This window comes from Nocardioides stalactiti, assembly GCF_014180715.1.
GTDB classification, from domain to species: domain Bacteria; phylum Actinomycetota; class Actinomycetes; order Propionibacteriales; family Nocardioidaceae; genus Nocardioides; species Nocardioides stalactiti.
On record NZ_JACEFC010000052.1, the window covers coordinates 4,234 to 27,628 of the forward strand.

General features: G+C 71.2%; 27 protein-coding genes. 14 read left to right on the top strand and 13 right to left on the bottom strand.

Annotation, left to right across the window (positions count from 1 at the left end; genetic code table 11):
- The first annotated feature begins 35 nt into the window (after positions 1-35).
- From H0487_RS22905 to rsrA, 3 genes are all read left to right on the top strand, one after another.
- On the top strand, positions 36-431 hold the full coding sequence (locus H0487_RS22905) for an alpha/beta hydrolase family protein (RefSeq protein ID WP_220793344.1): 396 nt from the start codon (positions 36-38) through the stop codon (positions 429-431).
- 81 nt (positions 432-512) lie between these two features.
- A complete protein-coding gene (locus H0487_RS11990) occupies positions 513-1,124 on the top strand; it encodes a sigma-70 family RNA polymerase sigma factor (RefSeq protein ID WP_183094468.1) in 612 nt (203 codons plus the stop codon).
- A complete protein-coding gene (gene rsrA / locus H0487_RS11995) occupies positions 1,121-1,399 on the top strand; it encodes a mycothiol system anti-sigma-R factor (protein ID WP_246383434.1) in 279 nt (92 codons plus the stop codon). Before H0487_RS11990 ends, rsrA begins: the two co-directional genes overlap by 4 nt.
- A gap of 44 nt (positions 1,400-1,443) precedes the next feature.
- On the opposite strand, the gene H0487_RS12000 is transcribed toward rsrA, so the two are convergent.
- From H0487_RS12000 to H0487_RS12015, 5 genes are all read right to left on the bottom strand, one after another.
- On the bottom strand, positions 1,444-2,388 hold the full coding sequence (locus H0487_RS12000) for a type IV toxin-antitoxin system AbiEi family antitoxin (protein ID WP_183094470.1): 945 nt from the start codon (positions 2,386-2,388) through the stop codon (positions 1,444-1,446).
- A 245-nt stretch (positions 2,389-2,633) separates the two neighbouring features.
- Positions 2,634-2,708: a 50S ribosomal protein bL37 gene (locus H0487_RS24465; protein ID WP_376766679.1), complete on the bottom strand. Its 75-nt coding sequence runs from the start codon at positions 2,706-2,708 to the stop codon at positions 2,634-2,636.
- A 48-nt stretch (positions 2,709-2,756) separates the two neighbouring features.
- Positions 2,757-3,152, bottom strand: a complete 396-nt coding sequence (locus H0487_RS12005) for a thioesterase family protein (protein WP_183094471.1) — start codon at positions 3,150-3,152, stop codon at positions 2,757-2,759.
- 9 nt (positions 3,153-3,161) lie between these two features.
- A complete protein-coding gene (locus tag H0487_RS12010) occupies positions 3,162-4,826 on the bottom strand; it encodes an acetolactate synthase (protein ID WP_183094472.1) in 1,665 nt (554 codons plus the stop codon).
- 78 nt (positions 4,827-4,904) lie between these two features.
- The gene (locus tag H0487_RS12015; RefSeq protein WP_183094473.1) at positions 4,905-5,765 is read right to left on the bottom strand and encodes a DUF2785 domain-containing protein; all 861 of its coding nucleotides are present in this window, start codon (positions 5,763-5,765) and stop codon (positions 4,905-4,907) included.
- Between the two features lie 81 nt (positions 5,766-5,846).
- Between H0487_RS12015 and H0487_RS12020 the strand changes: the two genes are divergently transcribed.
- On the top strand, positions 5,847-7,316 hold the full coding sequence (locus tag H0487_RS12020) for a sensor histidine kinase (RefSeq protein ID WP_183094474.1): 1,470 nt from the start codon (positions 5,847-5,849) through the stop codon (positions 7,314-7,316).
- Positions 7,317-7,330: 14 nt separating this feature from the next.
- On the opposite strand, the gene H0487_RS12025 is transcribed toward H0487_RS12020, so the two are convergent.
- A complete protein-coding gene (locus H0487_RS12025; RefSeq protein ID WP_183094475.1) occupies positions 7,331-7,585 on the bottom strand; it encodes a WhiB family transcriptional regulator in 255 nt (84 codons plus the stop codon).
- Between the two features lie 232 nt (positions 7,586-7,817).
- On the opposite strand from H0487_RS12025, the gene H0487_RS12030 reads away from it, so the two are divergent.
- Entirely contained in the window at positions 7,818-8,213 is a 396-nt protein-coding gene (locus H0487_RS12030; protein WP_183094476.1) for a hypothetical protein, read from the top strand.
- Positions 8,214-8,238: 25 nt separating this feature from the next.
- On the opposite strand, the gene H0487_RS12035 is transcribed toward H0487_RS12030, so the two are convergent.
- The 4 genes from H0487_RS12035 to sodN all read right to left on the bottom strand — a co-directional run bounded on the left by H0487_RS12035 (position 8,239) and on the right by sodN (position 11,619).
- On the bottom strand, positions 8,239-9,045 hold the full coding sequence (locus tag H0487_RS12035) for an RNA polymerase sigma factor SigF (protein ID WP_183094477.1): 807 nt from the start codon (positions 9,043-9,045) through the stop codon (positions 8,239-8,241).
- A gap of 1 nt (position 9,046) precedes the next feature.
- Positions 9,047-9,472, bottom strand: coding sequence for an ATP-binding protein (locus H0487_RS12040; RefSeq protein ID WP_183094478.1), 426 nt, complete (start codon positions 9,470-9,472; stop codon positions 9,047-9,049).
- A gap of 112 nt (positions 9,473-9,584) precedes the next feature.
- Entirely contained in the window at positions 9,585-10,994 is a 1,410-nt protein-coding gene (locus tag H0487_RS12045) for a hypothetical protein (protein WP_183094479.1), read from the bottom strand.
- Between the two features lie 223 nt (positions 10,995-11,217).
- Positions 11,218-11,619, bottom strand: a complete 402-nt coding sequence (gene sodN / locus H0487_RS12050; protein ID WP_183094480.1) for a superoxide dismutase, Ni — start codon at positions 11,617-11,619, stop codon at positions 11,218-11,220.
- 99 nt (positions 11,620-11,718) lie between these two features.
- Here sodN and H0487_RS24300 point away from each other — a divergent pair, with 99 nt between their 5' ends.
- From H0487_RS24300 to H0487_RS12070, 4 genes are all read left to right on the top strand, one after another.
- Entirely contained in the window at positions 11,719-12,021 is a 303-nt protein-coding gene (locus tag H0487_RS24300) for a S24 family peptidase (protein WP_312855918.1), read from the top strand.
- Positions 12,022-12,182: 161 nt separating this feature from the next.
- Positions 12,183-13,298 carry an NAD(P)-dependent malic enzyme gene (locus H0487_RS12060; RefSeq protein ID WP_183094482.1) on the top strand — a complete coding sequence of 372 codons (1,116 nt, stop codon included), beginning with the start codon at positions 12,183-12,185 and terminating at the stop codon, positions 13,296-13,298.
- 17 nt (positions 13,299-13,315) lie between these two features.
- The gene (locus H0487_RS12065) at positions 13,316-14,284 is read left to right on the top strand and encodes a zinc-binding dehydrogenase (protein ID WP_183094483.1); all 969 of its coding nucleotides are present in this window, start codon (positions 13,316-13,318) and stop codon (positions 14,282-14,284) included.
- 224 nt (positions 14,285-14,508) lie between these two features.
- Positions 14,509-15,963 (top strand): MDR family MFS transporter, encoded by a 1,455-nt coding sequence (locus H0487_RS12070; protein ID WP_183094484.1) that lies wholly within the window; start codon positions 14,509-14,511, stop codon positions 15,961-15,963.
- A 6-nt stretch (positions 15,964-15,969) separates the two neighbouring features.
- Here the strand turns inward: H0487_RS12070 and H0487_RS12075 are convergent, their stop codons facing one another.
- Together H0487_RS12075 and H0487_RS12080 are read right to left on the bottom strand one after the other, a co-directional pair.
- Positions 15,970-17,004, bottom strand: coding sequence for a polyhydroxyalkanoate synthase family protein (locus H0487_RS12075; protein ID WP_183094485.1), 1,035 nt, complete (start codon positions 17,002-17,004; stop codon positions 15,970-15,972).
- A 4-nt stretch (positions 17,005-17,008) separates the two neighbouring features.
- Positions 17,009-17,650 carry a TetR family transcriptional regulator gene (locus tag H0487_RS12080; protein ID WP_183094486.1) on the bottom strand — a complete coding sequence of 214 codons (642 nt, stop codon included), beginning with the start codon at positions 17,648-17,650 and terminating at the stop codon, positions 17,009-17,011.
- Between the two features lie 128 nt (positions 17,651-17,778).
- Here H0487_RS12080 and H0487_RS12085 point away from each other — a divergent pair, with 128 nt between their 5' ends.
- The 3 genes from H0487_RS12085 to H0487_RS12095 are packed head-to-tail and all read left to right on the top strand — an operon-like array spanning position 17,779 to position 20,331.
- The gene (locus tag H0487_RS12085; RefSeq protein ID WP_183094487.1) at positions 17,779-18,876 is read left to right on the top strand and encodes a ferredoxin reductase; all 1,098 of its coding nucleotides are present in this window, start codon (positions 17,779-17,781) and stop codon (positions 18,874-18,876) included.
- 22 nt (positions 18,877-18,898) lie between these two features.
- Entirely contained in the window at positions 18,899-20,065 is a 1,167-nt protein-coding gene (locus H0487_RS12090) for a fatty acid desaturase family protein (RefSeq protein ID WP_183094488.1), read from the top strand.
- Between the two features lie 23 nt (positions 20,066-20,088).
- Complete coding sequence (locus H0487_RS12095; RefSeq protein ID WP_183094489.1) at positions 20,089-20,331, top strand: hypothetical protein; 243 nt, start codon at positions 20,089-20,091, stop codon at positions 20,329-20,331.
- Between the two features lies 1 nt (position 20,332).
- On the opposite strand, the gene ptsP is transcribed toward H0487_RS12095, so the two are convergent.
- A complete protein-coding gene (gene ptsP, locus H0487_RS12100) occupies positions 20,333-22,000 on the bottom strand; it encodes a phosphoenolpyruvate--protein phosphotransferase (RefSeq protein ID WP_183094490.1) in 1,668 nt (555 codons plus the stop codon).
- Positions 22,001-22,087: 87 nt separating this feature from the next.
- Here ptsP and H0487_RS12105 point away from each other — a divergent pair, with 87 nt between their 5' ends.
- Together H0487_RS12105 and H0487_RS12110 are read left to right on the top strand one after the other, a co-directional pair.
- On the top strand, positions 22,088-22,855 hold the full coding sequence (locus H0487_RS12105; RefSeq protein ID WP_183094491.1) for a DeoR/GlpR family DNA-binding transcription regulator: 768 nt from the start codon (positions 22,088-22,090) through the stop codon (positions 22,853-22,855).
- Positions 22,852-23,395, top strand: a 544-nt coding sequence (locus H0487_RS12110) for a 1-phosphofructokinase family hexose kinase (RefSeq protein WP_246383435.1), incomplete at its 3' end; no start/stop codon positions are given. The genes H0487_RS12105 and H0487_RS12110, both read left to right, overlap by 4 nt.

Consider the following 23,395-nt stretch of genomic DNA (forward strand, 5'->3'; position numbering starts at 1 on the left):
CGCTCGACGTCGGTCTCAAGGCGGCGGTCGCCGCGGTGCGCGTGCGTACGCCGATCATCGTCGGAGGCCGTTCGGCCGGCGCCCGCTCGGCCTGCCGGTCCGCCGTCGAGCTCGGTGCCGCCGGCTGCCTCGCCCTCTCGTTCCCGCTCCACCCCCCCGGCAAGCCGGAGAGCTCGCGACTGTCCGAGCTCGCGGACGCCGGGGTGCCGACCCTGGTCGTCCAGGGCGGCAACGACCCGTTCGGCAGGCCGGAGGAGTTTCCTGACCCGCTGCCGGGACGCACCGACCTGGCCGTGGTCCCCGACGGCGACCACGGCTTCGCCGTACCGAGACGCTCGCCGATCACCCAGGACGAGGCGATGGACATCGTGGTCGAGGCGACCCTGGAGTGGGTGGTCCGCGAGATCGTCGGGAATGGAGCGTCGGTCTGACCCGTTGCACCCTGCATGAACGCGGTCCTGGAACGCCCTCGCGCAGCGAGCAGCACGGTGACCCCCGTAGTCTGGGCGGCGATGACCGAGACCTCTGACATTGATGTCGCGAGCGAGTCCCAGGAAGAGCGGGCCGCGCGCTTCGAGCGCGACGCCCTTCCGTTCCTGGACCAGCTCTACTCCGCGGCGATGCGCATGACCCGCAACCCCGCCGACGCCGAGGACCTCGTCCAGGAGACGTTCGCCAAGGCGTACTCGGCGTTCCACCAGTTCAAGCCCGGCACCAACCTGAAGGCCTGGCTGTACCGGATCCTGACCAACACCTTCATCAACTCCTACCGGAAGAAGCAGCGCGAACCGCAGCAGTCCATGTCGGAGGACGTCGAGGACTGGCAGCTCGCCCGTGCGGAGTCGCACACGTCGAGCGGCCTGAAGTCCGCCGAGATGGAAGCACTCGAGCACCTCCCCGACGGGCAGGTGAAGGAGGCGCTGCAGCGGCTGCCCGAGGAGTTCCGGCTGGCCGTCTATCTCGCCGACGTCGAGGGCTTCGCCTACAAGGAGATCGCCGAGATCATGGACACGCCGATCGGGACGGTCATGTCCCGGCTCCACCGCGGCCGCCGGCAGCTGCGCGACATGCTCTCCGACTACGTCCGCTCGGGCGGCGACGCACCGGTCAAGGGAGGCCGATGATGGCGCACACCCACGACAACGAGCCCACGAACGAGGAGTGTGCCGACTTCCTCGAGCGGATCGTGCGGCTCATCGACAACGAGCTGGCCGAGGGTGACTGTGCGGTCGTCCGCGCCCACATCGACACCTGCAGCCCGTGCCTCGAGCGCTACGACCTCCAGCGGACGGTGAAGGCGCTCGTCGCCCGCTCCTGCTCCGAGGTCGCCCCGTCCGAGCTGCGCGACCGGGTCCGGATCCAGATCCAGCAGATCCAGGTGACGATCACCGAGAGCTAGGCCGAATCCGGACCTTCCTGGCTCGAGCTCGGACTTTCCTGGGATCACCCGCGGCCGGCACCGCGCTCGAGCTTGCGCACCGGGCTGTACGACGACGTGGCGAGCGCTTCGGTCAGCTCACGAACCCATCGGTCGAGGTCGGCCCCGGTGAAGTCTCCTCTGCGGATCACGATCAGTGCCCACCCCTGAGCCCGGAGCCAGTCACGACGGCGTCGGTCGTGCTCACGCTGCGCGTCCGTCCTCTCGTGGGCGTCGTACCCGTCGTACTCCACCGCGATCCGGCGTCGGGGATAGGCGAAGTCGAGCCGATAGGTCGGCACTCCGTCGACCGTGACCCAGAACTGGGGTTCGGGAGCTGGGAGGCCCGCGGCATGGATCTCGTAGCGGACCCACGACTCCCTGGGTGACTCCACTCGCGGGTCGACCAGGGGGATGAGCTCGCGAAGCTGGACGACTCCTCTCCTCCCACGGAATCGCGGGAGCTCGACCGTCAGCCGCTCGACGGTCACGTCGTGCAGCCTCGCGAAGGCATCAAGGACGGCGAGTGCTTCGCGCGGTCGCAGCGTGCAGCCCAGGTCCATGGCGGTCCGTAGCGGGGTGGTGACTCGGATCCCTCCGACCTCCGCGATGTCGCTTGGATCGAGATCTCGGGTGTGACCCGTCGTACCCGGTCGTTGGGTCGGAAAGCCTCCGGACACGACACATGCGTCGATGGCCGGCGGCTCGTCGTCCTCCGACCATGCGTAGGCGTCGATCCCGTGGAGCCATGCCGCCGTACGACCGCTCACGACGTGTCCAGGCCCCAAGAGGCGACAGGCCAGGGCAGCCCGCGCCTCGACGGAATCGTCGATGCCGGTCGGCACGTAGCCCCCGCGAAACACCCGCCGCACCTTGCCGGCGATCACCCAGCGGTCGACGTCGGTATGGGTGAGACCCAGGTCGGGCAGGTCTGAGCCGGTGAACGGTTGTGAAGGAGGATTCTTGTCCATCGTGGAACTCTGCGGCGGCGCGCCCGACGCGTCGCGTGGACGTCGTGCCGGATGTGGACAGACCCTCGCGCCACCGGTCGTGTGGACGTTCGGCGGACCGCAGGTCGCGCCTTGGCTTCCGACCCAGGTAGGTCCGGATTCGGCGCAGGTAGGTCCGGATTCGGCGCAGGTAGGTCCGGATTCGGCTTGAGAACAACGAAGCCCCCGTGACCGTGACGGTCCGGGGGCTCAGTCTTCTGATGCACTCAGCAGTTGGGGCGCTTGCCGTGGTTCGCGCCCTTCTTGCGGCGAGCGCGGCGCTTGCGGCCGGTCTTGCCCATGGTTCCTCCTGAAGTCGGTACAGAGGCCCAGTCTCTCAAACGACGAGGTCAGCCGGAAATCCGGGCCAGGAAGCGGTCGGCGTCGACCACGACCCGGGTCACCTCGCCGCTGCCGAGCAGCGCGCCCGGTCCGTCGGGCCCGGCGGTGCGGGCGGCCACCGAGAAGCGCCGCAGCCTCCCGTCGACGTAGGCGAGCCGGGCGGTCACCTCGACCTGCTGCCCGACCGGGCTGGCGGCCAGGTGCTCCACCTGGACACGGGTGCCGACGCTGGTCTCGCCGTCGGCGAGGGTCGGCTCGAGAGCCGCGCAGGTCGCGGCCTCGAACCACGCGAGCAGCCGCGGCGTCCCGAGCACCGGCAGGCTGCCGGAGCCGACCGCCACAGCCGTGTCGGCGTCGGTGCCGATGAACGGGAGCGAGGCTTCCGCCGAGGGCACCTGGGTCATCGTGAGGCCTCAGATGCCGAAGGTGCTGCGCGGGTAGGCCGCGTCGACGTCGGTGATCACGTTGACCAGGTACGGCGCGTTCGCGGCGAAGGCACGGTCGATGGCCGGCCCGATCTGGCGCGGGTCGGTGACCGTCTCGCCGGCGCCGCCGAGCGACTTCACCACCTCGTCGTAGGCGGTGCGTGGCGCCAGGTCGGCCGCCACGTCGTAGCCGTAGAGCATCTGCATCGGTCCCTTCTCCAGGCCCCAGGCGGAGTTGTTGCCCATCACCATGACGACCGGGAGGTCGTGCCGGACCAAGGTGTCGACGTCCATGAGCGAGAAGCCGGCCGCGCCGTCGCCGAGCAGCAGCACCACCTGGGACGAGGGTCGCGCGACGCGGGCCGCGACCGCGGCGCCGAGACCGGCGCCGAGGCACCCGTAGGGACCGGGGTCCAGCCAGCAACCGGGGCGCTTCGGCTCGACGAACTTGCCGGCGAAGGACACGAAGTCGCCGCCGTCGCCGATGACGACCGCGTCGTCGGCGAGCCGGGGGACCAGCTCGCCGTAGATCCGGGCGGGGTGCACCGGGTCGGCCTCGGCGCTGAGCAGCTCGTGGTCGCGTGCAGCAGCCGCGCGGACGGTGTCCTGGAGCCCCGCGACCCAGGTGCCCCAGTCGGGCCGTGAGCCGCGCTCGAGGGCGGAGAGCAGGCCGTCGAAGACAGCGGTGAGGTCGCCGCTGACCGAGGCCGCCAGCGCGGCGTGGGGCGACACCCCGGACGCCGCGTCGGCGACGTGGACGACGCGGGCCGGCTCGGTCCCGTCCTTGCCGCCGAAGATGCCGTAGCCGAGACGGAAGTCGAGCGGGGTGCCGACCACCACGACCAGGTCGGCGCCGCCGATCGCGGCACCGCGGGCCTTGGTCACGAGCAGCGGGTGGCCGCCGGGGACGACGCCGCGCCCCATCCCGTTGGTGATGGTCGGGACGCCGACGGCCTCGACGAACCGCAGCGCCGCCTCCTCCGCGCCGTCGGCCCACACATCCGTGCCGATGATGAGCAGCGGCCGCTGGGCGGCCGCGACCAGGCCGGCGATCCGGTCGAGGGCATCGGTGTCGGGAGCGGCTCCGCGCCCGGCGTCGGCGCCGATCGTCGGCACCGTCCCGCTCCCGACGTTGAAGAACTCGTCCATCGGGACGTCGACGTAGGTGGGCCCGCGGTGCGAGGAGCGGGCGGTCGTGAACGCGTGGTCGAAGCCGGCAGCGACGTCGTCGGCCGTCATCAGGGTGGCGGCGTGCTTGGTCACCGGGCTCACGATCGGCAGGTGGTCGATCTCCTGGAGCGCGCCGGTGCCCCACCGGTTGTTGGGCGCGCGACCGCCGACGACGACCATCGGCGAGCCGGCGAACTGCGCCTGCGCCATCGCGCTGACGCCGTTGGTGACGCCCGGCCCGGCCGTCAGCACCGCGAGGCCGGGGACCCGGGTCAGCTTGCCGGTCGCCTCGGCCGCGAACGCCGCGGTCTGCTCGTGGCGGACGTCGAGCAGCCGCATCGGGTGGCCCTCCTCGGTGGCCTTGACCGCGCCGTCGTACATCGGGAAGACGTGGGCGCCGGACAGGGTGAACATCGTCTCGACGCCGTGGGCCTGGGCGACGGCGACGGCGAGCTGGCCCGCGTGGCCGGTGAGTTCGGTCATGGACGGCAACCTATCCAGCGGGTCAACCGGTCCGGCTCCGTCCGGTGGCCCCGTCCCGCGGCGCCGTCCACCCGCCGCTCAGGCGCGGTGGTGCGAGGGCCCGAGATAGGCGGGGTGCGCCCGGCGCAGGTGGTCGACGAGGAGCAGCACCAGGTCGCTGCGGCGCGGGGGAGCGGCCGGGCCGAGGGCGAGCTGGAGGTAGAGCGCCCGGAGGAACGCCGCCGCGTTGCCCGTCTGGCGATAGACGTCGGCCTGGTCCGTGCCGTCGCGCCGCGGCCGCGAGGCCTGGGCGATCCGCTCCAACCAGACGTCGACGAGCTCGTCGGGCACCAGTCCGCGCCGGAGCACGTGGATCGCGGCCATCGCCAGCCGGTCGTCCTCGCCGGAGCGCCACACGACCTCGGAGGTCCGCGTCACCCGGTCGGCGATCACGTCGAGGACCACCAGCAGCTCGCCGGGGCCGCAGTGCGGCGACCGGGCGAGGGCACCCAGGGCGTCGGCGCCGTGGGCGATGGCGTGCGCCCAACCGTGGGGCGCGACCCAGCCGCGCTCGTCGTTCTCGGTGAGGAACCAGGTCGCGAGGCGGTCACCCCACTCGTGGACCTTGGCGCGGTTGACCCGCGGGCGGCGGGTGTCGCGATCGATCACCTCGGCGACCACGAGTGCCGAGAAGCTGCGACGGAACACGCTGTCGGTGCCTCGTTCGCCGAGACCGGTGTGGAGGCCGGCCGCCATCCCGTCCCCCAGCCCGGGCAGCAGGTCGTCGAAGACCCCCCGCTCGATCCAGGTGCACAGGACGGCGAGAGCGAGCTCACGCAGCTCGGACTCGGGGGTGCCGAGGAGCTCGGTCAGCTCGGCGGTGAGGTCAGACAGCCTGCGGTCGGCGGGCACTCTGAAGTCGGCTGCGGACACGTGTCGCCAGTCGACAATGGGGGGCATAACGCACATCCTGCCAAATGGTCCGGACCGGTCCAGACCACCCCCTCGGACCGCCCCGTCCGAGCCACTACCGTGGGCCTCGTGCCGTCCCTCTCCGCCGTCGCCCGGCGTCACACCGACCTCGACGACGCCGACATCGCCTGGCTCCAGCGGATCCTCGCCGACTGGCAGATCATCGCGGACCTGTCGTTCGCGGACCTCGTCCTCTGGCTGCCCGACCGGCAGGGGACGGGCTACTGGGCGGGCGGCCAGATGCGACCGACGACGGGTCCGACGGCGTACCTCGACGACATCATCGGCACCTTCCTCCCCGTCGGCCGGCGGACGCTCGTCGACACCGCCCTGGCCCAGGGTCGGATCGCGCGCGAGGGCGACCCCGAGTGGCGCGACGAGGTCCCGGTGCGGGTCGAGGCGATCCCGGTGCGCCGCGAGGAGCGGGTGATCGCCGTCATCGCGCGCAACACCAACCTGCTCGGCGTGCGCACGCCGAGCAGGCTCGAGATCAACTACCTCCAGACCGCGGGCGACCTCACCAAGATGATCGCCTCGGGTCACTTCCCGGCGCCAGGGCAGCGCAGCGACCACGCCGACTCGCCGCGGGTCGGTGACGGTTTCCTCCGCGTCGATGCCGGCGGCCGGGTCGTCTATGCCAGCCCCAACGCGCTGTCGGTCTATCGCCGGCTCGGGCTCATCGGCGACCTGGCCGGCCAGCTCCTCACCGACCTGACCCGCGACCTGGTGCCGCCGCGCAAGCGACCCGACGAGGAGACGCTCAGCGCGGTGCTGGGGGCGCGGGCGCACCGTGACACCGAGATCGGCTCCGGCGACACCGCGCTCATCGTGCGGGCGATCCCGCTGCGTCCGGAGGGCGAGCACATCGGCGGGCTGATCCTGCTGCGCGACGTGACCGAGCTGCGGCGCCGCGACCGTGAGCTCATCACCAAGGACGCCACCATCCGGGAGATCCACCACCGGGTGAAGAACAACCTCCAGACCGTCGCTGCGCTGCTCCGCCTCCAGGCGCGCCGGATCGACAGCGAGGAGGCCACGGCCGCGCTCAACGAGGCGGTCCGCCGGGTCGGCTCGATCGCGATCGTCCACGAGACCCTGAGCCAGGCGGTGGAGGAGACGGTCGACTTCGACGAGATCGCCGACCGGCTGTCCCGGCTGGTGACCGACGTCGGGCTGGCGCCCGTCCGGGTCCGTCGCGAGGGTCGGTTCGGAATGCTGGTCTCCGAGATGGCGACGCCGCTGGCGATGGTCGTGACCGAGCTGCTCCAGAACGCGGTCGAGCACGGCTACCCGGAGGAGGGCGCCGGGGACGAGGTCGGCGAGATCGTCCTGACGGCACAGCGTCGCGGCAGCCACCTGGACCTGACGGTCGACGACGACGGCCAGGGCCTACCGGAGGGCTTCGAGCTCGACACCTCGCCCAGCCTCGGCCTGTCGATCGTCAAGACGCTCGTGGAGGCCGAGCTCGGGGGTCATCTCACGCTCGGGGCGTCGCCGAGCGGCGGCACCCGCGCCGACGTGTCGGTCCCGCTGGACTGACTCCTCGGCGGTTCTCAGACGGGCGTCCGCACGCGGGACCGGGCGTTGCGGCGCTTGAGAGCGCGACGCTCGTCCTCGCTGAGGCCACCCCAGACGCCGTGGTCCTGCCCCGCCTCCAACGCCCACGCGAGACACTGCTCGCGCACGTCGCAGCGTCGGCACACCTGCTTGGCCTCCTCGATCTGGAGGATGGCCGGACCGGTGTTGCCGATCGGGAAGAACAGCTCCGGATCCTCGTCGAGGCATGCGGAACGGTGACGCCAATCCATGGGTGGAAAATCCCTCTTTCGTAAATGCTCTGCAGGCCGGGTCAAGCTCGGATGCGCCCTTGGCCTGCGGGCGCGACAATGACCGCAAAAGTGAACGGTTTCACGATCGCTCCGCAAGCGTTCCAAGGAAACGCCCGCGAATCAAGGGGTGAGGACGGTTTGATAAGTCACAACGCGACGTCCACGGCCGGTCACGACGGGCTCGAAGTCTGGTGCGGATAGGCTCCGCGCCGTGTCCGACACGCCGAACCCGGTCGCCGTACCGCCGCCGTTGACCGTAGCGGCGTCCCTCGTCGCGGTCCAGGGGTTGGTCATGGTCGCCCTCGCGGTGCTCGAGATCGCCGACCTGGACCCCGACCGGCGCGCGATGGGGCTCTCGACCGCGATCTTCTTCGCGGCCTACGGCGTCCTGCTGCTCGTGGCCGGCTGGGGTCTGTGGCGGCGCACGGCCTGGTCGCGAGGACCTGCCCTCATCACCCAGCTGATCTGGATCGGCATCGCGTGGAACATCCGTGAGCACGTCGGCGCCGCGATCGTGGTCGCCGTGGTCGCGCTCATCGCCTTCGCCGGGGTGGTCCACCCCGACTCGATCAGGGCGCTGGAGGGCGAGGAGCCCGAGGACTCCTGACCACCTGAGGACTCCTGACCCAGGGTCAGGAATCGGCCTCGAGCGAGGCCCGCAGCTGTTCGAGCGTGCGGCTGAGCAGGCGGGAGACGTGCATCTGGGAGACGCCGATCTCGGCGGCGATCTGCGACTGCGTCATGTTCTTGAAGAAGCGCAGGAGCAGGATCTGCTTCTCCCGGGGCGGCAGGCCCTCGAGCAGCGGCTTGACCGACTCCCGGATCTCGACCTGCTCGAGGGCGGCGTCGTCGATCCCGAGCGTGTCGAGCATGCTGGGTGCGCCGCCGTCCTCGGAGCCGTCGTTCGCGTCGAGCGACAGGGTGGCGTAGGCGTTGCTCGACTCGAGCCCCTCGACGATCTCCTCGACCGAGCAGCCGATCCGCTCGGCGATCTCGCGCGGCGTGGGGGAGCGACCCAGGCTCTGCGTCAGCTCGGCCGTCGCCGTGCTGATCTGCATCCGCAGCTCCTGGAGCCGGCGCGGCACGCGGATGGCCCAGCCCTTGTCGCGGAAGTAGCGCTTGATCTCGCCGATGATCGTGGGGGTGGCGTAGGTGGAGAACTCCACGCCCCGCTCGGTGTCGAACCGGTCGACCGCCTTGATGAGCCCGATCGTCCCCACCTGGACCAGGTCCTCGTAGGGCTCGCCGCGGTTGCGGAACCGGCGGGCGCAGTGCTCGACGAGCGGCAGGTGCAGGCGCACCAGTGCGTCGCGGGCCGTGTCGCGCTCGGCAGCGGACGCGTCCTCGTCGCGGAAGATCACGAAGAGCCGGGCGTTCTCGCGTCGGGTGGCCTCGAGAGCGGCAGAGCGCCCGCTGCTCGGAGTCTCTACCTCCGTCATCTCAGAGCCCGGCTCCGGGGGCCGGGTCCAGCGAGGAGTGCAGGGTGATCTGGACGGCGTAGTGCCCGGGGCGGTTCTCGATGGCGGCCGACGTGGTGAGCGTGGTGAGGACCTGCCACCCGAAGCTGTCGTAGTCGGGCTTCGCCGGAGCCTCGGACCCGGTGCTGCAGTTGAGGGTCAGCTCGCCGGGGGCCAGGTGGAAGCGGCAGACCAGGTCGGCACCGGCATCGGCTTCGGCCAGCACCATCGCGGTCGCCTCGCTCACGGCGATCCGCAGGTCCTCGATGTCGTCCATCGTGAAGTCGAGGCGGGCGGCCAGACCGGCGGTCAGGGTGCGCAGCACCGAGGCGTAGGCGCCGTCGGCGGGCAGCCGCAGCTCGACGTCGGACCGGGCGTCGATCCTGCCGACCGTGCTCGTCTCGGACATTCCGCACTCCTCGTTGCCGCTTCGTCCCACCGGATGAGTCGGTCCCGAGCCTACGACAGCGGCCGCGCCCCCGCAGTGGGGGACGCGGCCGCTGTCGTCGACACGTGCTGGGTCAGGCCACCTGACGGGGGAACGGCAGGCCGCCTCCCAGCAGGTCCTCCAGCCCGAGGTCGGTCAGCACGCCCGTGACGACCGCCAGCAGCGTGAGCGGGTTCGGGGTGCCGCCGGCGAAGGCATCGCAGAGGGGCTGGGCCTCGGGCACCTGGGTGCAGAAGGCGTCCAGGCTGAGGTCCTCCGGGGCAGGAGAGCCGCTGGCCAGGCCGGCGAGGCCGTCGCAGACCTCCTGCGGGATGCCGTTGTCGCAGAGGGTCTGCACCGGGGGCAGGTCGCCGCCGCCGAACAGGTCCTGGAGGCCGAGGGCGGTCAGCACCGTGGTGACGGCGTCCGTGAGGGTGGACGGGTCGGGGGTGCCGCCGGCGAAGGCGTCGCAGAGGGGCTGGGCCTCGGGGACCGCGGTGCAGAGGGCGTCGAGGCTCATGTCCTCGGGCAGGCCGCCACCGCCGGCGCCGGCGAGGCCGTCGCAGACCTCCTGCGGGATGCCGTTGTCGCAGAGCGTCTGCACCGTCGGCGGGTCGCCGCCGAGCAGGTCTTCGAGGCCGAGGGCGGTGAGGACCGTGGTGACCACGTCGAGCAGGTCGGTGGGGTCGGGGGTGCCGCCGGCGAAGGCGTCGCAGAGGGGCTGGGCCTCGGGGACCGCGGTGCAGAGGGCGTCGAGGCTCATGTCCTCGGGCAGGCCGCCACCGCCGGCGCCGGCGAGGCCGTCGCAGACCTCCTGCGGGATGCCGTTGTCGCAGAGCGTCTGCACCGTCGGCGGGTCGCCGCCGAGCAGGTCTTCGAGGCCGAGGGCGGTGAGGACCGTGGTGAGGGCGTCCTCCAGCGCGGAGGGGTCGGGGGTGCCGCCGGCGAAGGCGTCGCAGAGCGGCTGGGCCTCGGGCACCGCGGTGCAGAGCTCGTCGATGGTGACGTCGTCCGGCGTACCGCCGGCCTCCTCGCCGAGCGCGTCGCAGACCTCCTGCGGGACTCCGTTGTCGCAGAGCTCCTGGATCGGGCTGTCGGTCGTCGTGTCGGGGTCGCTGGCCAGACAGGCGTCCAGGTCGGCCTGGGCGGCCGCAACGGCCGCACGCCGGGCGCGGAGCTGGGCCTTGAGGCGACGCACCTTCTTCTTCAGGCGCTTGACCTTCTTCTGGAGCTTGGTGACCTTCGCCGTGCGGTGCTGCGCCTTGGCGGCGCGCAGCGCGCGCTTGGCCTTGCGGAGGGCCTTCTTGGCCTTGCGCAGCTTCTGCTTGGTGGTGCGCTTGTCGGCCTTGGCCTGGTCGAGCGCGGCCTGCTCGGCCGTGCAGTCCGGGGCGGCAGCAGCGCTGGCGGCCGTCGGTGCGGTCGGCGCGGCCTGCGCGGTCGCCAGCGGCCCGGTCAGGCCGACGGCCAGCCCGAGCGCGACGATCGCGCCGACAAGAGTTCTCAACACGGCTCGGTACACGTGGGTGCTCCCCCCAAGTAGTCGATCCACCGACGGCCGATCCACCAGTGGTTGTTCCGCGAGCGTGTTCCGGGATCTCCCTCAAGAACCCGACGCCGGGACCTGTCTCCCCAACGGCACGCGGGAGCCGCACATGAGGACTTTGGTCCCGTAAAAATCAGCGCCGCGCCCACCCGTGGGGGTGAGCGCGGCGTCAGGAGAGGAGGGCTCAGCCCTTCTTGGTCTCCCAGAAGATCTCTGCGATCTCGTCGATCTTGGCGAGCAGCTCGTCGGCCTTGGCCAGGTCGAGCGTGCCCTTGGTGCCGGTGGCACCGGCCAGCTTGGTGGCCTCGTTGACCAGCACGTGCAGCTGGGGGTACTTCTCGAAGTGCGGGGGCTTGAAGTAGTCGGTCCACAGCACCCACAGGTGGTGCTTGACGAGCTCCGAGCGCTGCTCCTTGATGAGGATCGCGCGGGTACGGAAGTCGGGGTCGTCACTGTCGAGGGCCTTGGCGATGACGGCCTTGACCGACTCGGCCTCGATGCGGGCCTGCGCGGGGTCGTAGACGCCGCAGGGCAGGTCGCAGTGGGCGGACACCTCGAGGGTGGGGGCGAAGAGACGCGAGAACATGCCGGGTCCTCTCTTGTGGTTCACGTGTGTCGGGGGTGGGGTACCCCACCGGCTGCGACACTACTCGCCGTGGCGGGAAGAGAGGACGAGGGGCGGGGAGTGGGACCGCGGTGGGGTCTCGCGCGAGTCCGGGGGGCGTCGATGCTCCCGGCGCTCCGGCCGGGGGACCGGCTCCTGCTGCAGTACGGCGGCGCGCCCGCCGAGGGACGGGTCGTGGTGGCCCGGTTCGCCGACGGGACGGTCGCGGTCAAGCGGGTCGGGGAGCGGCGCGACCAGGGTTGGTGGCTGCTCTCCGACAACCCCGCCGAGGGGGTGGACTCGCGACACCGCGGTGCGGTGCCGGACGCCGACGTCGTGGGTGTGGTGCACGGCCGGGTGTGGCCGTGGCCGCGGCTGCTCTGACCCGCGGATGTGAGGCGGGTCACGGGCCCGGGGCCCGTCTGCGGGACAACGGTCCGGGGACCGTGCGGGCTGTGGAACAATCGTGACTTGTGGCCGCTGACGTCCCTTCCTCACATCCGCGCGCAGGTGAGCCGGTCTTCGACCTGCACGTCGGCGGGAAGATGGAGACCGTAGCCACGGTCGGTCTGACCAACAAGGCCGAGCTCTCGCTCGCCTACACGCCCGGCGTCGCCGAGGTCTGCGAGGCCATCGCCGCCGACCCGAGCCTGACCCGCCACTACACCTGGGTCCCCAACACGGTCGCCATCGTCAGCGACGGCACCGCGGTGCTGGGCCTGGGGGACATCGGACCGGCCGCGGCGATGCCGGTGATGGAGGGCAAGGCCGTCCTGTTCAAGCAGTTCGGCGGCGTCGACGGCGTCCCGATCTGCCTGGCGACGACCGACGTCGACGAGATCATCGAGACCGTCGTCCGGCTCGCACCGAGCTTCGGCGGCATCAACCTCGAGGACATCTCCGCGCCGCGCTGCTTCGAGATCGAGGACCGGCTCAAGGAGCGTCTCGACATCCCCGTCTTCCACGACGACCAGCACGGCACGGCCGTGGTGACGCTCGCAGCGCTGGTCAACGCCCTCAAGCTCACCGGCCGCAACGCCGAGTCGACCCGCGTCGTGATCTCCGGTGCGGGTGCCGCGGGCGTCGCGATCGCCAAGATCCTGCTCGAGGCCGGCATCAAGGACCTCGTCGTCACCGACCGCAAGGGCGTGGTGAGCTCGGACCGCCACGACCTCACGCCGTCGAAGAAGGCGCTGGCGGAGATGACCGCCGACCGCACCGGTCGGAGCGGCACCCTCGCCGACGCGTTCGTCGGCGCCGACGTCTATGTCGGGGTGTCGGGCGGCACCATCCCCGAGGAGGTCGTGGCCACCATGGCCGACGACGCGATCATCTTCGCGATGGCCAACCCGAACCCGGAGGTGCACCCCGACGTGGCCCACCGGCATGCCCGGGTCGTCGCCACCGGGCGCTCGGACTTCCCGAACCAGATCAACAACGTCCTCGCCTTCCCCGGCATCTTCCGAGGTGCGTTCGACGTGCACGCGTCGGCCATCACCGAGGGCATGAAGGTAGCCGCCGCGCAGGCGCTGGCCGACCTGGTCGGCGACGATCTCAGCGAGGAGATGGTCATCCCCTCGCCGTTCGACCCACGGGTGGGGCCGGCCGTCGCTGCCGCGGTGTCCGCCGCAGCCCGCCGCGACGGGGTCGCGCGCATCTGACCGCTAGCGTCTGACGCATGTTCGCCGTCTACGCGCAGTCCTTCAGCACCGACGACCCGCTCTCCGGCCTGGTGCTGGGCGAGCGTCCGGACCCGGAGGTCCCCGACGGCTGGACGACGGTCACGGTCAAGGCGGCGTCGATCAACCACCACGACCTCTGGTCGCTGCGAGGCGTCGGTCTGAAGGAGGAGTCGCTCCCGATGATCCTCGGCTGCGACGCGGCCGGGTACGACGAGGACGGCAACGAGGTCGTCGTGCACGCGGTCATCAGCGACCCGTCCTGGGCCGGCGACGAGACCTTCGACCCGCGCCGCTCGCTCCTCTCCGAGCGTTACCAGGGCACGTTCGCGGACAAGGTCGCCGTCCCGCGGCGCAACGTGGTCCCCAAGCCGGCGTCGCTGTCGTTCGAGGAGGCGGCGTGCCTGCCGACCGCCTGGCTCACGGCCTACCGGATGCTCTTCACCCAGGGCGGCCTCAAGGCCGGGGACACGGTGCTCGTGCAGGGGGCAGGCGGCGGTGTCGCCACCGCGCTGATCGCGCTTGCCCGGGCCGGTGGGCTCAAGGTGCTCGCCACCAGCCGTGACGAGGCCAAGCGCGCCAAGGCCCTCGAGCTCGGCGCGCACGAGGTCTACGCGTCCGGCGAGCGGCTCCCGGCCAAGGTCGACGCCGTCATGGAGACCGTCGGCCGGGCCACCTGGGCGCACTCGATCCGATCGCTGCGACCGGGCGGCAAGCTGGTGATCTCGGGGACCACCTCGGGGCCGAAGCTCGACGACCCGCTGCTCACCAACATCTTCTTCCTCCAGCTCAGCGTCATCGGGTCGACCATGGGCACCCGCGACGAGCTGGCCGCGCTGGTGACGATGCTCGACGCGACCGGCGTCCGGCCGCTGCTCGACCGCACGCTGCCGATGGAGGACGCGCGGGCCGGGTTCGCCGCCATGGCCGAGGGTGACGTCTTCGGCAAGATCGTCCTGACGCGCTGAGCCCGGTCGGCTGAGACCCCGGTCACAGCTGGGCGGCGCCGGTCGGAAAACCGGTCGCAGATTGTCGGTGGTGTCGGGAAGCATGACGTCCTGAAACGTGTTGCACCCGCTTGCGATGAAAAATCGCGCGCCGCAGTGTCGAAATCCCCGACCGCCGTTCGTGGAACCCATGAACGGCCTGGCACCCAGGCCGGCACCGCACCCCGACGAAGACAGGACCTGTCATGACTGCGCCCCTTCAGGAATTCGAGGACGAGGTCGTCGAGGACCCGACCGGTAGGACCCCGCTGGTCATCAAGCTGCTGGTCGCCGCGACCTTCGTGGTGATCCTCAACGAGACGATCATGATCAACGCCATCCCGCGACTGATGGCCGACTTCGACATCGACGAGCGCAGCGCCCAGTGGCTGTCGACGGTGTTCATGCTGACGATGGCGGCGGTCATCCCGCTGACCGGCTGGTTCCTCCAGCGGGTCCCCACCCGCACGGCGTACACCGTCGCCATGGCGACCTTCTGTGTCGGCACCGCGCTGGCGGCCGTGGCCCCGTCGTTCGAGGTGCTCCTCGGCGCGCGGGTCGTCCAGGCCGGCGGCACCGCGGTGATGATGCCGCTGCTGATGACGACGCTGATGACGGTCGTCGCGGAGTCCGACCGGGGCCGGGTCATGGGCCAGGTCACACTGGCGATCTCGGTCGCACCGGCGCTCGGCCCGGCCGTGTCCGGCGTCATCCTCGAGCTCGGCTCGTGGCGCCTGATCTTCGCGTTCGTGCTCCCGGTCGCCGCGCTGGTCGCGGTCTTCGGCCTGCGTCAGCTCGAGAACGTCGGCGAGGCGCAGGTCAGCTCGGTGAGCTGGCTCAGCGTCGTGCTCGCCGCGGGCGGCTTCTCGACCCTCGTCTACGGCCTCAGCGAGATCGGCAACGGCTCGACCGGCACCGTCACCGCGTTCATCGTCGTCGGTGCCGTCCTGGTCGTGGCCTTCGCCGCCTACCAGCTCAAGCTGCAGCGCTCCGACGCCCCGCTGCTCGACCTGCGCACGCTCAAGCACCGCACCTACACGGTCTCGTTGCTGTTGATGTCGGCCGCGTTCATGGCCTTCCTCGGCTCGATGATCCTCCTGCCGCTCTACCTGCAGAACATCCGTGACCTGACCGAGCTCCAGACCGGCCTGCTCGTGATGCCGGGCGGCCTGGCGATGGGTCTGCTCGGGCCGCAGGTCGGCAAGCTCTACGACCGGTTCGGCTCCCGTCCGCTGGTGATCCCCGGATCGATCGGGATGGTCGTCGCGCTGGGCGTGCTCAGCCGGGTCGACCTCGACACGCCGTACGCCCTCATCCTCGGCTTCCACGTGCTGCTCATGGCCTGCCTCGCCGCGATCTTCACGCCGGTCTTCACCATGGGCCTGGGCGACCTGCCGATGAACCTGTACTCGCACGGCAGCTCGCTGCTCGGGACGCTGCAGCAGGTCGCTGGTGCCATCGGTACAGCGCTGCTCATCGTGGTGCTGCAGAACCGCAGCGAGGACCTGGCGGCGGGTGGCTCGAGCCCGGCGGAGGCCTTCGTCGGCGGCCTGCAGTGGGCGTTCGTCGTCGGGGCCGTGATCGGTGTCGTCGTGATCGTGCTGGCGCTGATGCTGCCGTCGCGGGTCGAGTCGCCCGAGGGCGCGCCCGTCGGTCACTGACCGCTTTCACTGGCCGAGGAAGTCCTCCAGCAGCGGCCAGCTGAGCTCCTCCGCCCGCGGGCCGGCCACCAGCCCCAGGTGGCTGAGCCCGTCGGCGGCGGCGTAGCGGGCGCCCGGGACCACCTGGGTGCCCGCTTCGACGGCCGGCCCGTTGGCGATGTTGTCGGTCGCGCTGCCGATGAGCAGCACCCGGGTCGCGATGTCCGCCAGCCGGACCTCGCGGTCGCGGCTCAGGGCGACCGTCCCCGTGGCCAGCTCGTTGCGCGCCATCAGTCGGGAGTGGATCTGGTGGTAGGCCCGCCCCGGGTAGCCGGGCATCGAGCCGATGAAGTCGTCGATCGCCTCCGTCCTGGCGAGCGCCTCGACGTCGAGGAGGTTGCGGGCCAGGTGCAGACCCTTGGTGAGCTCGCGGCGCGGGGCCATCGCGCGATAGCTGGCCCGCACCAGGTGCCGCGGGACCCCGCCGAGGGCGCCGGTCAGCGCCGTTGCGCGGGTGGTGCCGACCAGGCGGTCGATCGCGAGGATCGGCTGGACCGCGGGGATCAGCCGGTAGTCGAACGGGGTGCCGAACGCCGTCAGCGACGCGATCGGGAGCCGAGGGTGGCTGGCCGCCGTCAGCAGGCTCATGGTGCCGCCGAGCGACCAGCCGACCACGTCGACCGGGAGGCCGCCGGCGAGTGCGCTCACGGTCATGATCGCCGTCGGCAGGATCTCGTCGACCCAGTCCTCGAAGCCCATCGCCCGGTCGGCGAAGGTGATCGCGCCGTAGTCGATGACGTAGGTCGCCCGGCCGGACTCGACCAGGTGGCCAGCCAGGCTCTGGCCCGGCCGCAGGTCGTAGCACCGCGTCGACACCGCGAGCGGGGGGACGAGGAGGACCGGCCGGCCCTGCGGGACGCGGACCTCGGGGCAGTAGCGGCGCAGCTCGCGGTGCGGCTCGTCGTACACGACCTCGGCGGGGAGCCCGGGGTAGGACTCGATGCCGGCGCCGAGGGGCGAGACCGCCCAGGCGTTGCGGGCGGCCGTCATCAGGACGTTCATGGCGCTACCTCTCCGAGTCCCACTGCAGCGCCCCGATGAGCACCATGTGCAGCTGGCGGCGTGCGGTCGCCTCGATCCGGCGTACGACGTCGGCGCGGTCGCCCGCGAGCGCCAGCTCCTCGGCGTGGGACAGCATCGCGTTGACCAGCAGGTTGGCGAGGATCAACAGGTCGTCGGCCGACCAGCGGCCGGCGCCGGGAACGCGGGCGATGTCGGTGGCGAGCTCGCGCTCGATCAGCTCGAGCTGGTGGCGGATCGCCTCACGGACGGGGGCCGGGCCCGCCATCCGCTCGCGGCCGATGAACCGGTAGTGGCGATCGGCCTTGGGCACGTGGGTGACCAGGGCGTTGACCGAGTTGTCGACGACCGCGAGGAACAGCGCCCGGTCGTTCGCGGGCGGGGTGTCGAAGGTGCGCGCCGCCCGCAACAGCTCGCGCAGGGAACCGAACGACTCCTCGACCAGGTCGAGCCCGAGCTCGTCGATCGACTCGAAGTGCCGGTAGAAGGCGGTCGGGACGATGCCGACCTCCTTCGCGACCGCGCGGAGGGAGAGGGCGGCCAGGGTGTGCGCCTCGCACAGCTCCAGGGCGGCGTCAAGGATCGCGCGACGGGTGCGTTCCTTGCGCTCGACGCGGCTCTCGGTCATGTACCCAAGACTACCGTGAGTGAACATGTGTGCACGCTCACGTTCCGCGATGCTTGCGCACGAGCGTGCGAACCGGGCAGTCTTGTCGGTGTACAGACGTACACCCAAACTTCCGAAGAGGACTACCGATGAGCATCATCGCCGACGCGACCACCGCGGTCCTGCGTTCCCGCTTCGCTGCCGCCCTGGCCACCCCGCACGGTGTGGACCGCTACCTCGAGCTGGTGAACCCGATGTGGGCCGCCAACGAGGTCCGCGCCCGGATCGTCGACATCACCCGTGAGGTCGACGTCCCCGGACACCCGCCGGTGGCCACCATCACCCTGCAGCCCACCTCGACCTGGCGCGGGCACCGCGCCGGTCAGCACGTCCAGCTGGGCGTCGAGGTCGACGGCGCCCGCCGCACGACCCGCGTCTTCACCGTCTCGAGCCCCGAGTCCAAGCCGGGCGACCGGTTCACGATCACGATGCGGGCAAACCCGGACGGGGTCGTCTCGCGCTACCTCGTCGAGCGGGCGACCGTCGGCACGATGGTCCACCTGTCGCAGGCGCAGGGCGAGTTCGTCCTGCCCGACCACGTGCCGGACCACATCGTCTTCATCACCGGTGGCTCCGGCATCACGCCGGCCATGTCGATGCTGCGCTCCCTGCAGCGTCGGACCCACCGTGGCCGGATCACGTTCCTGCACTACGCGCAGAGCCCCGAGCACCAGATCTTCGCGGCCGAGCTCGAGGAGATCCGTCGCTCGGGCTACGGGATCGACGTGCACCTGGTGTATCCCGAGCAGGGCGGCCGCAACTTCTCGGCCCTCGAGCTCGAGCGGATCGTCCCGGGTTACCGCGACATCGACACCTGGCTGTGCGGCCCGGCCGGCCTGGTGGACGCTGTCCGACCGGCGTTCGAGGGTTCCGACAAGCTGCACGTCGAGTACTTCAAGCCGCCGGCGGTCAGCAACGGCTCGGCCGAGGGCGACGTGACCTTCGCTCGCGCCGGCACTCCCGATGTGGTGGCCGCCAACACCGGCGCCACGCTCCTCGAGCAGGCCGAGGCCGCGGGGCTCACCCCGCAGTTCGGCTGCCGGATGGGCATCTGCTTCTCCTGCACCGCCACCAAGAAGGAGGGGACCGTCCGCAACGTGCTGACCGGCGAGACCTCCTCCCTGCCCGACGAAGACATCCGCATCTGCGTGAGCTCGCCCGAGGGCGACTGCTCCGTCGAACTGTGACCCGAACGCGAAAGGAACTGACATGACCAGCGTCATCCAGCCCAGCATCGAGCGCCCGCCGGCCAAGACCAAGACCGACCAGGTGCTCAGCTCCAAGTACACCCTCACCGCCGAGCAGCTCGACGCGTTCGGTGACGAGATGGACGCCATCCGCCAGCGCGTCGTCGCCGACCTCGGCGAGAAGGACGCGGCCTACATCCGCAAGGTCGTGAAGTACCAGCGCGGCTTCGAGGTCGCCGGTCGCGTGATGTTCTACCTCCCGCCGCTGTGGCCCGTGGCGGTCGCCTCGCTCTCCGTGTCGAAGATCCTCGACAACATGGAGATCGGCCACAACGTGATGCACGGCCAGTACGACTGGATGGGCGACCCGGCCCTCAACTCCCGGATGTTCGACTGGGACACGATGGCCCCGGCCGAGAACTGGAAGTACGGCCACAACTACATGCACCACACGTACACCAACATCGTGGGCAAGGACCGCGACGTGGGCTACGGCATCCTCCGGATGGACGAGGAGCAGGAGTGGCGCCCGTACTACCTGGGCAACCCGGTGTACGCGTTCCTCCTCATGACGTTCTTCGAGTGGGGCGTGATGCTCCACGACCTGGAGGCCGACGAGGTCCTCGCGGGACGCCGGCACCTCTGGAAGGGCGAGAACGGCCCGATCCTGCGCCGGATCCGGAAGAAGGTCGGCAAGCAGGTCCTCAAGGACTACGTCGTCTTCCCGCTGCTGACCGGACCGTTCTTCCTGAGCACGTTGGCCGGCAACGCCGTCGCCAACCTGGTCCGCAACATCTGGACGTTCAACATCATCTTCTGCGGTCACTTCCCGGCCGGCGTGGCGACGTTCACGATCGAGGAGACCGAGAACGAGTCGCGCGGCGGCTGGTACTACCGCCAGCTCCTGGGCTCGGCGAACATCACCGGCAGCAAGCTGATGCACGTGATGAGCGGCAACCTCAGCCACCAGATCGAGCACCACCTGTTCCCGGACATCCCGGCGCGCCGCTACCCGGAGCTGTCGGTGGAGGTGCAGGAGATCTGCCAGCGCTACGGCCTCCAGTACAACACCGGCCCGCTCTACAAGCAGCTCGGCAGCGTCGCGGCCAAGATCTTCCGTCTCGCCCTGCCGGACCGGAAGAAGGCCCCGGAGCCGACCGGTGTGACCGAGACCCCGTTGGCCGCGTGACGCCGAACCGTCAGACTGGTCCCATGAACCCCGACGCCACTGACGGTCCCGACCACCTGACCAAGGCCGAGATCTCCAAGGACGCCCTGCAGTCCGGGGCCCAGGCTGCGGCGGTCGCGGTCGGTGAGGTCGCCACGATCATCACCGGCGCGGTCAAGGACGTCGCCGGAGCGATCGGCGGCCTGGCCACCGAGCTCTTCGAGATCCGGGACGCGTCCCAGCGGGCGATGGAACGCCACGGGGCTGCGGAGACCGAGGGCGAGTAGCTCAACCCAGGAGTACGGCGCGCGCGGCGTCGCGTGCGGTGGCTGGATCCACCGCCGCGAGCGCCGCGTCCGCCATTTCCTCGCAGGTCCGGCTGGTGACGCCCGAGACCCGGGCGCCCACGGGGCGTACCGCGGCGGCGGCCATCGACAGCGAGGAGACCCCGAGGCCGACCAGCACGCAGGCCAGCAGCGGGTCCGCCGCTGCCTCGCCGCAGACGCCTACGGGCTTGCCGGCCCGCTGGCCGGCAGCAGCGGTGATCGCGACCAGGTGCAGCACGGCCGGCTGCCACGGGTCGGTGAGGTGGGCGAGGTCGGTCGCCATCCGGTCGGCGGCCATCGTGTACTGGGTCAGGTCGTTGGTGCCGATCGACAAGAAGTCGACCTCCTCGAGGACCCGATGGGCCAGCAGGGCCGCACTGGGTACCTCGATCATCACCCCCGCCCTGAGGCCGCGGCCGCGCACTGCCGCGGCGAAGTCGCGGGCCTCGGCGACGGTGGCGATCATCGGCGCCATCACCCACGTCTCCGCGCCGGTCCGCTCTGCAGCGATCGCCACGGCGTCGAGCTGGCGGTGGAGGAGCCCGGGGTCGGCGAACGACAGTCGAAGTCCGCGCACACCAAGGGCGGGGTTCTCCTCGTCGGGATGGGTGGCGAACGCGATCGGCTTGTCCGATCCGGCATCGAGGGTCCGGACGACGACGTAGGCCCCGTCCTGCGCGAACGGTGCGAGGACGTCGGCATAGATCGCTGCCTGCTCGTCGACGGTCGGCTCGGTCTGTCGATCGAGGAAGCACAGCTCGGTGCGAAACAGGCCGATCCCTCCGACCGGCTCGTCGGCTGCTGCTGCGGACGAGGACGCGTCCGCCACGTTGGCCAGCAGCTTCACGGGACGTCCGTCAGCGGTTGCGGCAGGGCCCGACCACGACGCGGTGGCCGCTCGTTCGGTGACGTCCTGTGCGACGAGCGCCCGTGCCTTCTCCTCCTCCGGGTCGATCTCGACCGTCCCGGCCTGGCCGTCGACGAGCGCCTGGTGACCGCCGAGGGCCGCGACTGCGCCGAGGACGCCGACGACGCACGGGATGCCGAGCTGGCGGGCGATGATCGCGGTGTGGCTGGTCGGGCCGCCGCGCTCGGTCACCAGGGCGACGACCCGGCGCGGGTCGAGCCCCGCCGTGTCCGCGGGCGCCAGGTCGACGGCCACGAGCACGGAGGGGGAGTCCGGCACGCCGACGCCCGGCTCGGGCTCGCCGACGAGGCGCGCGACGACCCGGGCGCGGATGTCGCGCAGGTCGGTGACGCGCTCGGCCATCAGCCCGCCCATCCCCGTGAACACGGTGACGAACTGCTCGACGGCTCCGTCCACGGCGGTCAGCAGGTCCTGCCCTGAGGCCAGGTTCTTGCGGACGGCGCCGCGCAGACCGCGGTCCGTGGCGAGGCCCGCACTGGCGGTGAGCACCTCGGCGGTCGCCCCCGTGGCCGCGGCCGCCTTGGACCGGAAGCCGTCGGCGACGCGGGCGGCGGCGGCGTCGTACTCCTCGAGCGCGGCGGCGGCATCGGTCGGTGGGACGTACTGAGCGACCGCGTCGGCTGCGACCTCGGTCGTGGCGACGAGAGCGGGTCCGAACGCGAGCCCAGGAACGACGGGAGTGCCGTGGAGCGAGGTGACCATGCTCACAACATAGTCGGAACAACCCTTGACAAACAACAGATTCGGGCATAAAACAACACAAACAAAGATTCATGGAAGGTGGAGCGGATGTACGCAGAGGAGCGGCAGCAGGCCATGGCTCGTGCCGTCGCCGCCCGTGGCCGGATGTCGGTCGCCGAGCTCGCCACCGAGTACGACGTGACGACCGAGACGGTTCGCCGGGACCTCTCCGCCCTCGAGGTCATGGGGCTGCTGCGGCGCGTGCACGGGGGCGCCGTCCCTGCCTCCGCGCTCACCTCCCTCGAGCACGGCCTGGCCGTCCGGGACACGGCGCAGGTCGACGAGAAGGATGCGATCGCACGCAGGGCACTGGCACTCCTGCCACCCGCCGGCGGGTCGATCGTGCTCGATGCCGGGAGCACCACCGTCCGTCTGGCCGAGTGCATCCCGCGGGACCGCCGACTGATCGTGTTCACCCACTCCGTGCCCGTCGCCGCCCGACTGGTGGCGAACCCGGCGGTCGAGCTCCACCTGCTGCCCGGCATCGTGCGTCCGACCACCCAGGCGGCCGTCGGGCCGGAAACGGTCGCCGCGCTGGCACCGGTGCGGGTCGACGTGGCGTTCCTCGGCGCCAACGGGATCACCCTCGAGCACGGCTTCTCGACGCCGGACGTGAACGAGGCCGCCACCAAGCGCGCGATCGTCGCCGCCGGTCGGCAGGTCGTCGTCCTCGCCGACGCCACGAAGATCGGCGTCGAGGCGACCGTCCAGTTCGCCGGGCTCAGTGCGGTCGACGTCCTGGTGACCGACCCAGGGATCGCGGGCCGCCAGCGCAAGGAGCTGGTCGCGGCCGGCCTCGAGGTCGTGACTCCGTGATCCTCACCGTCACTCCCAACCCGAGCATCGACCGCACGGTCGTCCTGCCGGTCGCTCTGCGCCGAGGAGACGTGCACCGAGCCGATGCGGTGCTGTTCCAGCCCGGCGGGAAGGGCGTCAACATCTCGCGCGCCTGCGTCGCAGCCGACGTCGCCACGACCGCGGTGCTGCCTGCCGACCCCGACGACGCGTTCGTGGCCGAGCTGGCACACGCCGGTGTCGCTGTCCGGCTGGCGCCGCCCGCGGGTCCGATGAGGATCAACCTGACGATCAGCGAGCCCGACGGCACGACGACCAAGATCAACACCTCCGGACCGACCGCAGGTGCGGACGAGCTCGCCCGGCTCGAGCAGATCGTGCTCGACGTCGCGGCGGAGACTGCCCCCGCGTGGGTCGTGCTCGCCGGCTCGCTGCCGCCGGGTGCGTCGGTGAGCTGGTACGGCGGGCTCGTCGCGGACCTGCGAGCCGCCGGGCACCGGGTCGCGGTCGACACCAGCGACGAGCCGCTCGCCGCGCTGGTCGCCGCTCGGGCGATGCCCG

Excerpts from the sequence above, each read along its gene's own strand:
- H0487_RS11990 (WP_183094468.1), top strand. The coding sequence starts at position 513 with ATGACCGAGACCTCTGACATTGATGTCGCGAGCGAGTCCCAGGAAGAG.
- rsrA (WP_246383434.1), top strand. The coding sequence starts at position 1,121 with ATGATGGCGCACACCCACGACAACGAGCCCACGAACGAGGAGTGTGCC.
- H0487_RS12000 (WP_183094470.1), bottom strand. The coding sequence starts at position 2,388 with ATGGACAAGAATCCTCCTTCACAACCGTTCACCGGCTCAGACCTGCCC.
- H0487_RS12005 (WP_183094471.1), bottom strand. The coding sequence starts at position 3,152 with ATGACCCAGGTGCCCTCGGCGGAAGCCTCGCTCCCGTTCATCGGCACC.
- H0487_RS12010 (WP_183094472.1), bottom strand. The coding sequence starts at position 4,826 with ATGACCGAACTCACCGGCCACGCGGGCCAGCTCGCCGTCGCCGTCGCC.
- H0487_RS12015 (WP_183094473.1), bottom strand. The coding sequence starts at position 5,765 with ATGCCCCCCATTGTCGACTGGCGACACGTGTCCGCAGCCGACTTCAGA.
- H0487_RS12025 (WP_183094475.1), bottom strand. The coding sequence starts at position 7,585 with ATGGATTGGCGTCACCGTTCCGCATGCCTCGACGAGGATCCGGAGCTG.
- H0487_RS12035 (WP_183094477.1), bottom strand. The coding sequence starts at position 9,045 with ATGACGGAGGTAGAGACTCCGAGCAGCGGGCGCTCTGCCGCTCTCGAG.
- H0487_RS12040 (WP_183094478.1), bottom strand. The coding sequence starts at position 9,472 with ATGTCCGAGACGAGCACGGTCGGCAGGATCGACGCCCGGTCCGACGTC.
- sodN (WP_183094480.1), bottom strand. The coding sequence starts at position 11,619 with ATGTTCTCGCGTCTCTTCGCCCCCACCCTCGAGGTGTCCGCCCACTGC.
- H0487_RS12060 (WP_183094482.1), top strand. The coding sequence starts at position 12,183 with ATGGAGACCGTAGCCACGGTCGGTCTGACCAACAAGGCCGAGCTCTCG.
- H0487_RS12065 (WP_183094483.1), top strand. The coding sequence starts at position 13,316 with ATGTTCGCCGTCTACGCGCAGTCCTTCAGCACCGACGACCCGCTCTCC.
- H0487_RS12070 (WP_183094484.1), top strand. The coding sequence starts at position 14,509 with ATGACTGCGCCCCTTCAGGAATTCGAGGACGAGGTCGTCGAGGACCCG.
- H0487_RS12075 (WP_183094485.1), bottom strand. The coding sequence starts at position 17,004 with ATGAACGTCCTGATGACGGCCGCCCGCAACGCCTGGGCGGTCTCGCCC.
- H0487_RS12080 (WP_183094486.1), bottom strand. The coding sequence starts at position 17,650 with ATGACCGAGAGCCGCGTCGAGCGCAAGGAACGCACCCGTCGCGCGATC.
- H0487_RS12085 (WP_183094487.1), top strand. The coding sequence starts at position 17,779 with ATGAGCATCATCGCCGACGCGACCACCGCGGTCCTGCGTTCCCGCTTC.
- H0487_RS12090 (WP_183094488.1), top strand. The coding sequence starts at position 18,899 with ATGACCAGCGTCATCCAGCCCAGCATCGAGCGCCCGCCGGCCAAGACC.
- H0487_RS12095 (WP_183094489.1), top strand. The coding sequence starts at position 20,089 with ATGAACCCCGACGCCACTGACGGTCCCGACCACCTGACCAAGGCCGAG.
- ptsP (WP_183094490.1), bottom strand. The coding sequence starts at position 22,000 with ATGGTCACCTCGCTCCACGGCACTCCCGTCGTTCCTGGGCTCGCGTTC.
- H0487_RS12105 (WP_183094491.1), top strand. The coding sequence starts at position 22,088 with ATGTACGCAGAGGAGCGGCAGCAGGCCATGGCTCGTGCCGTCGCCGCC.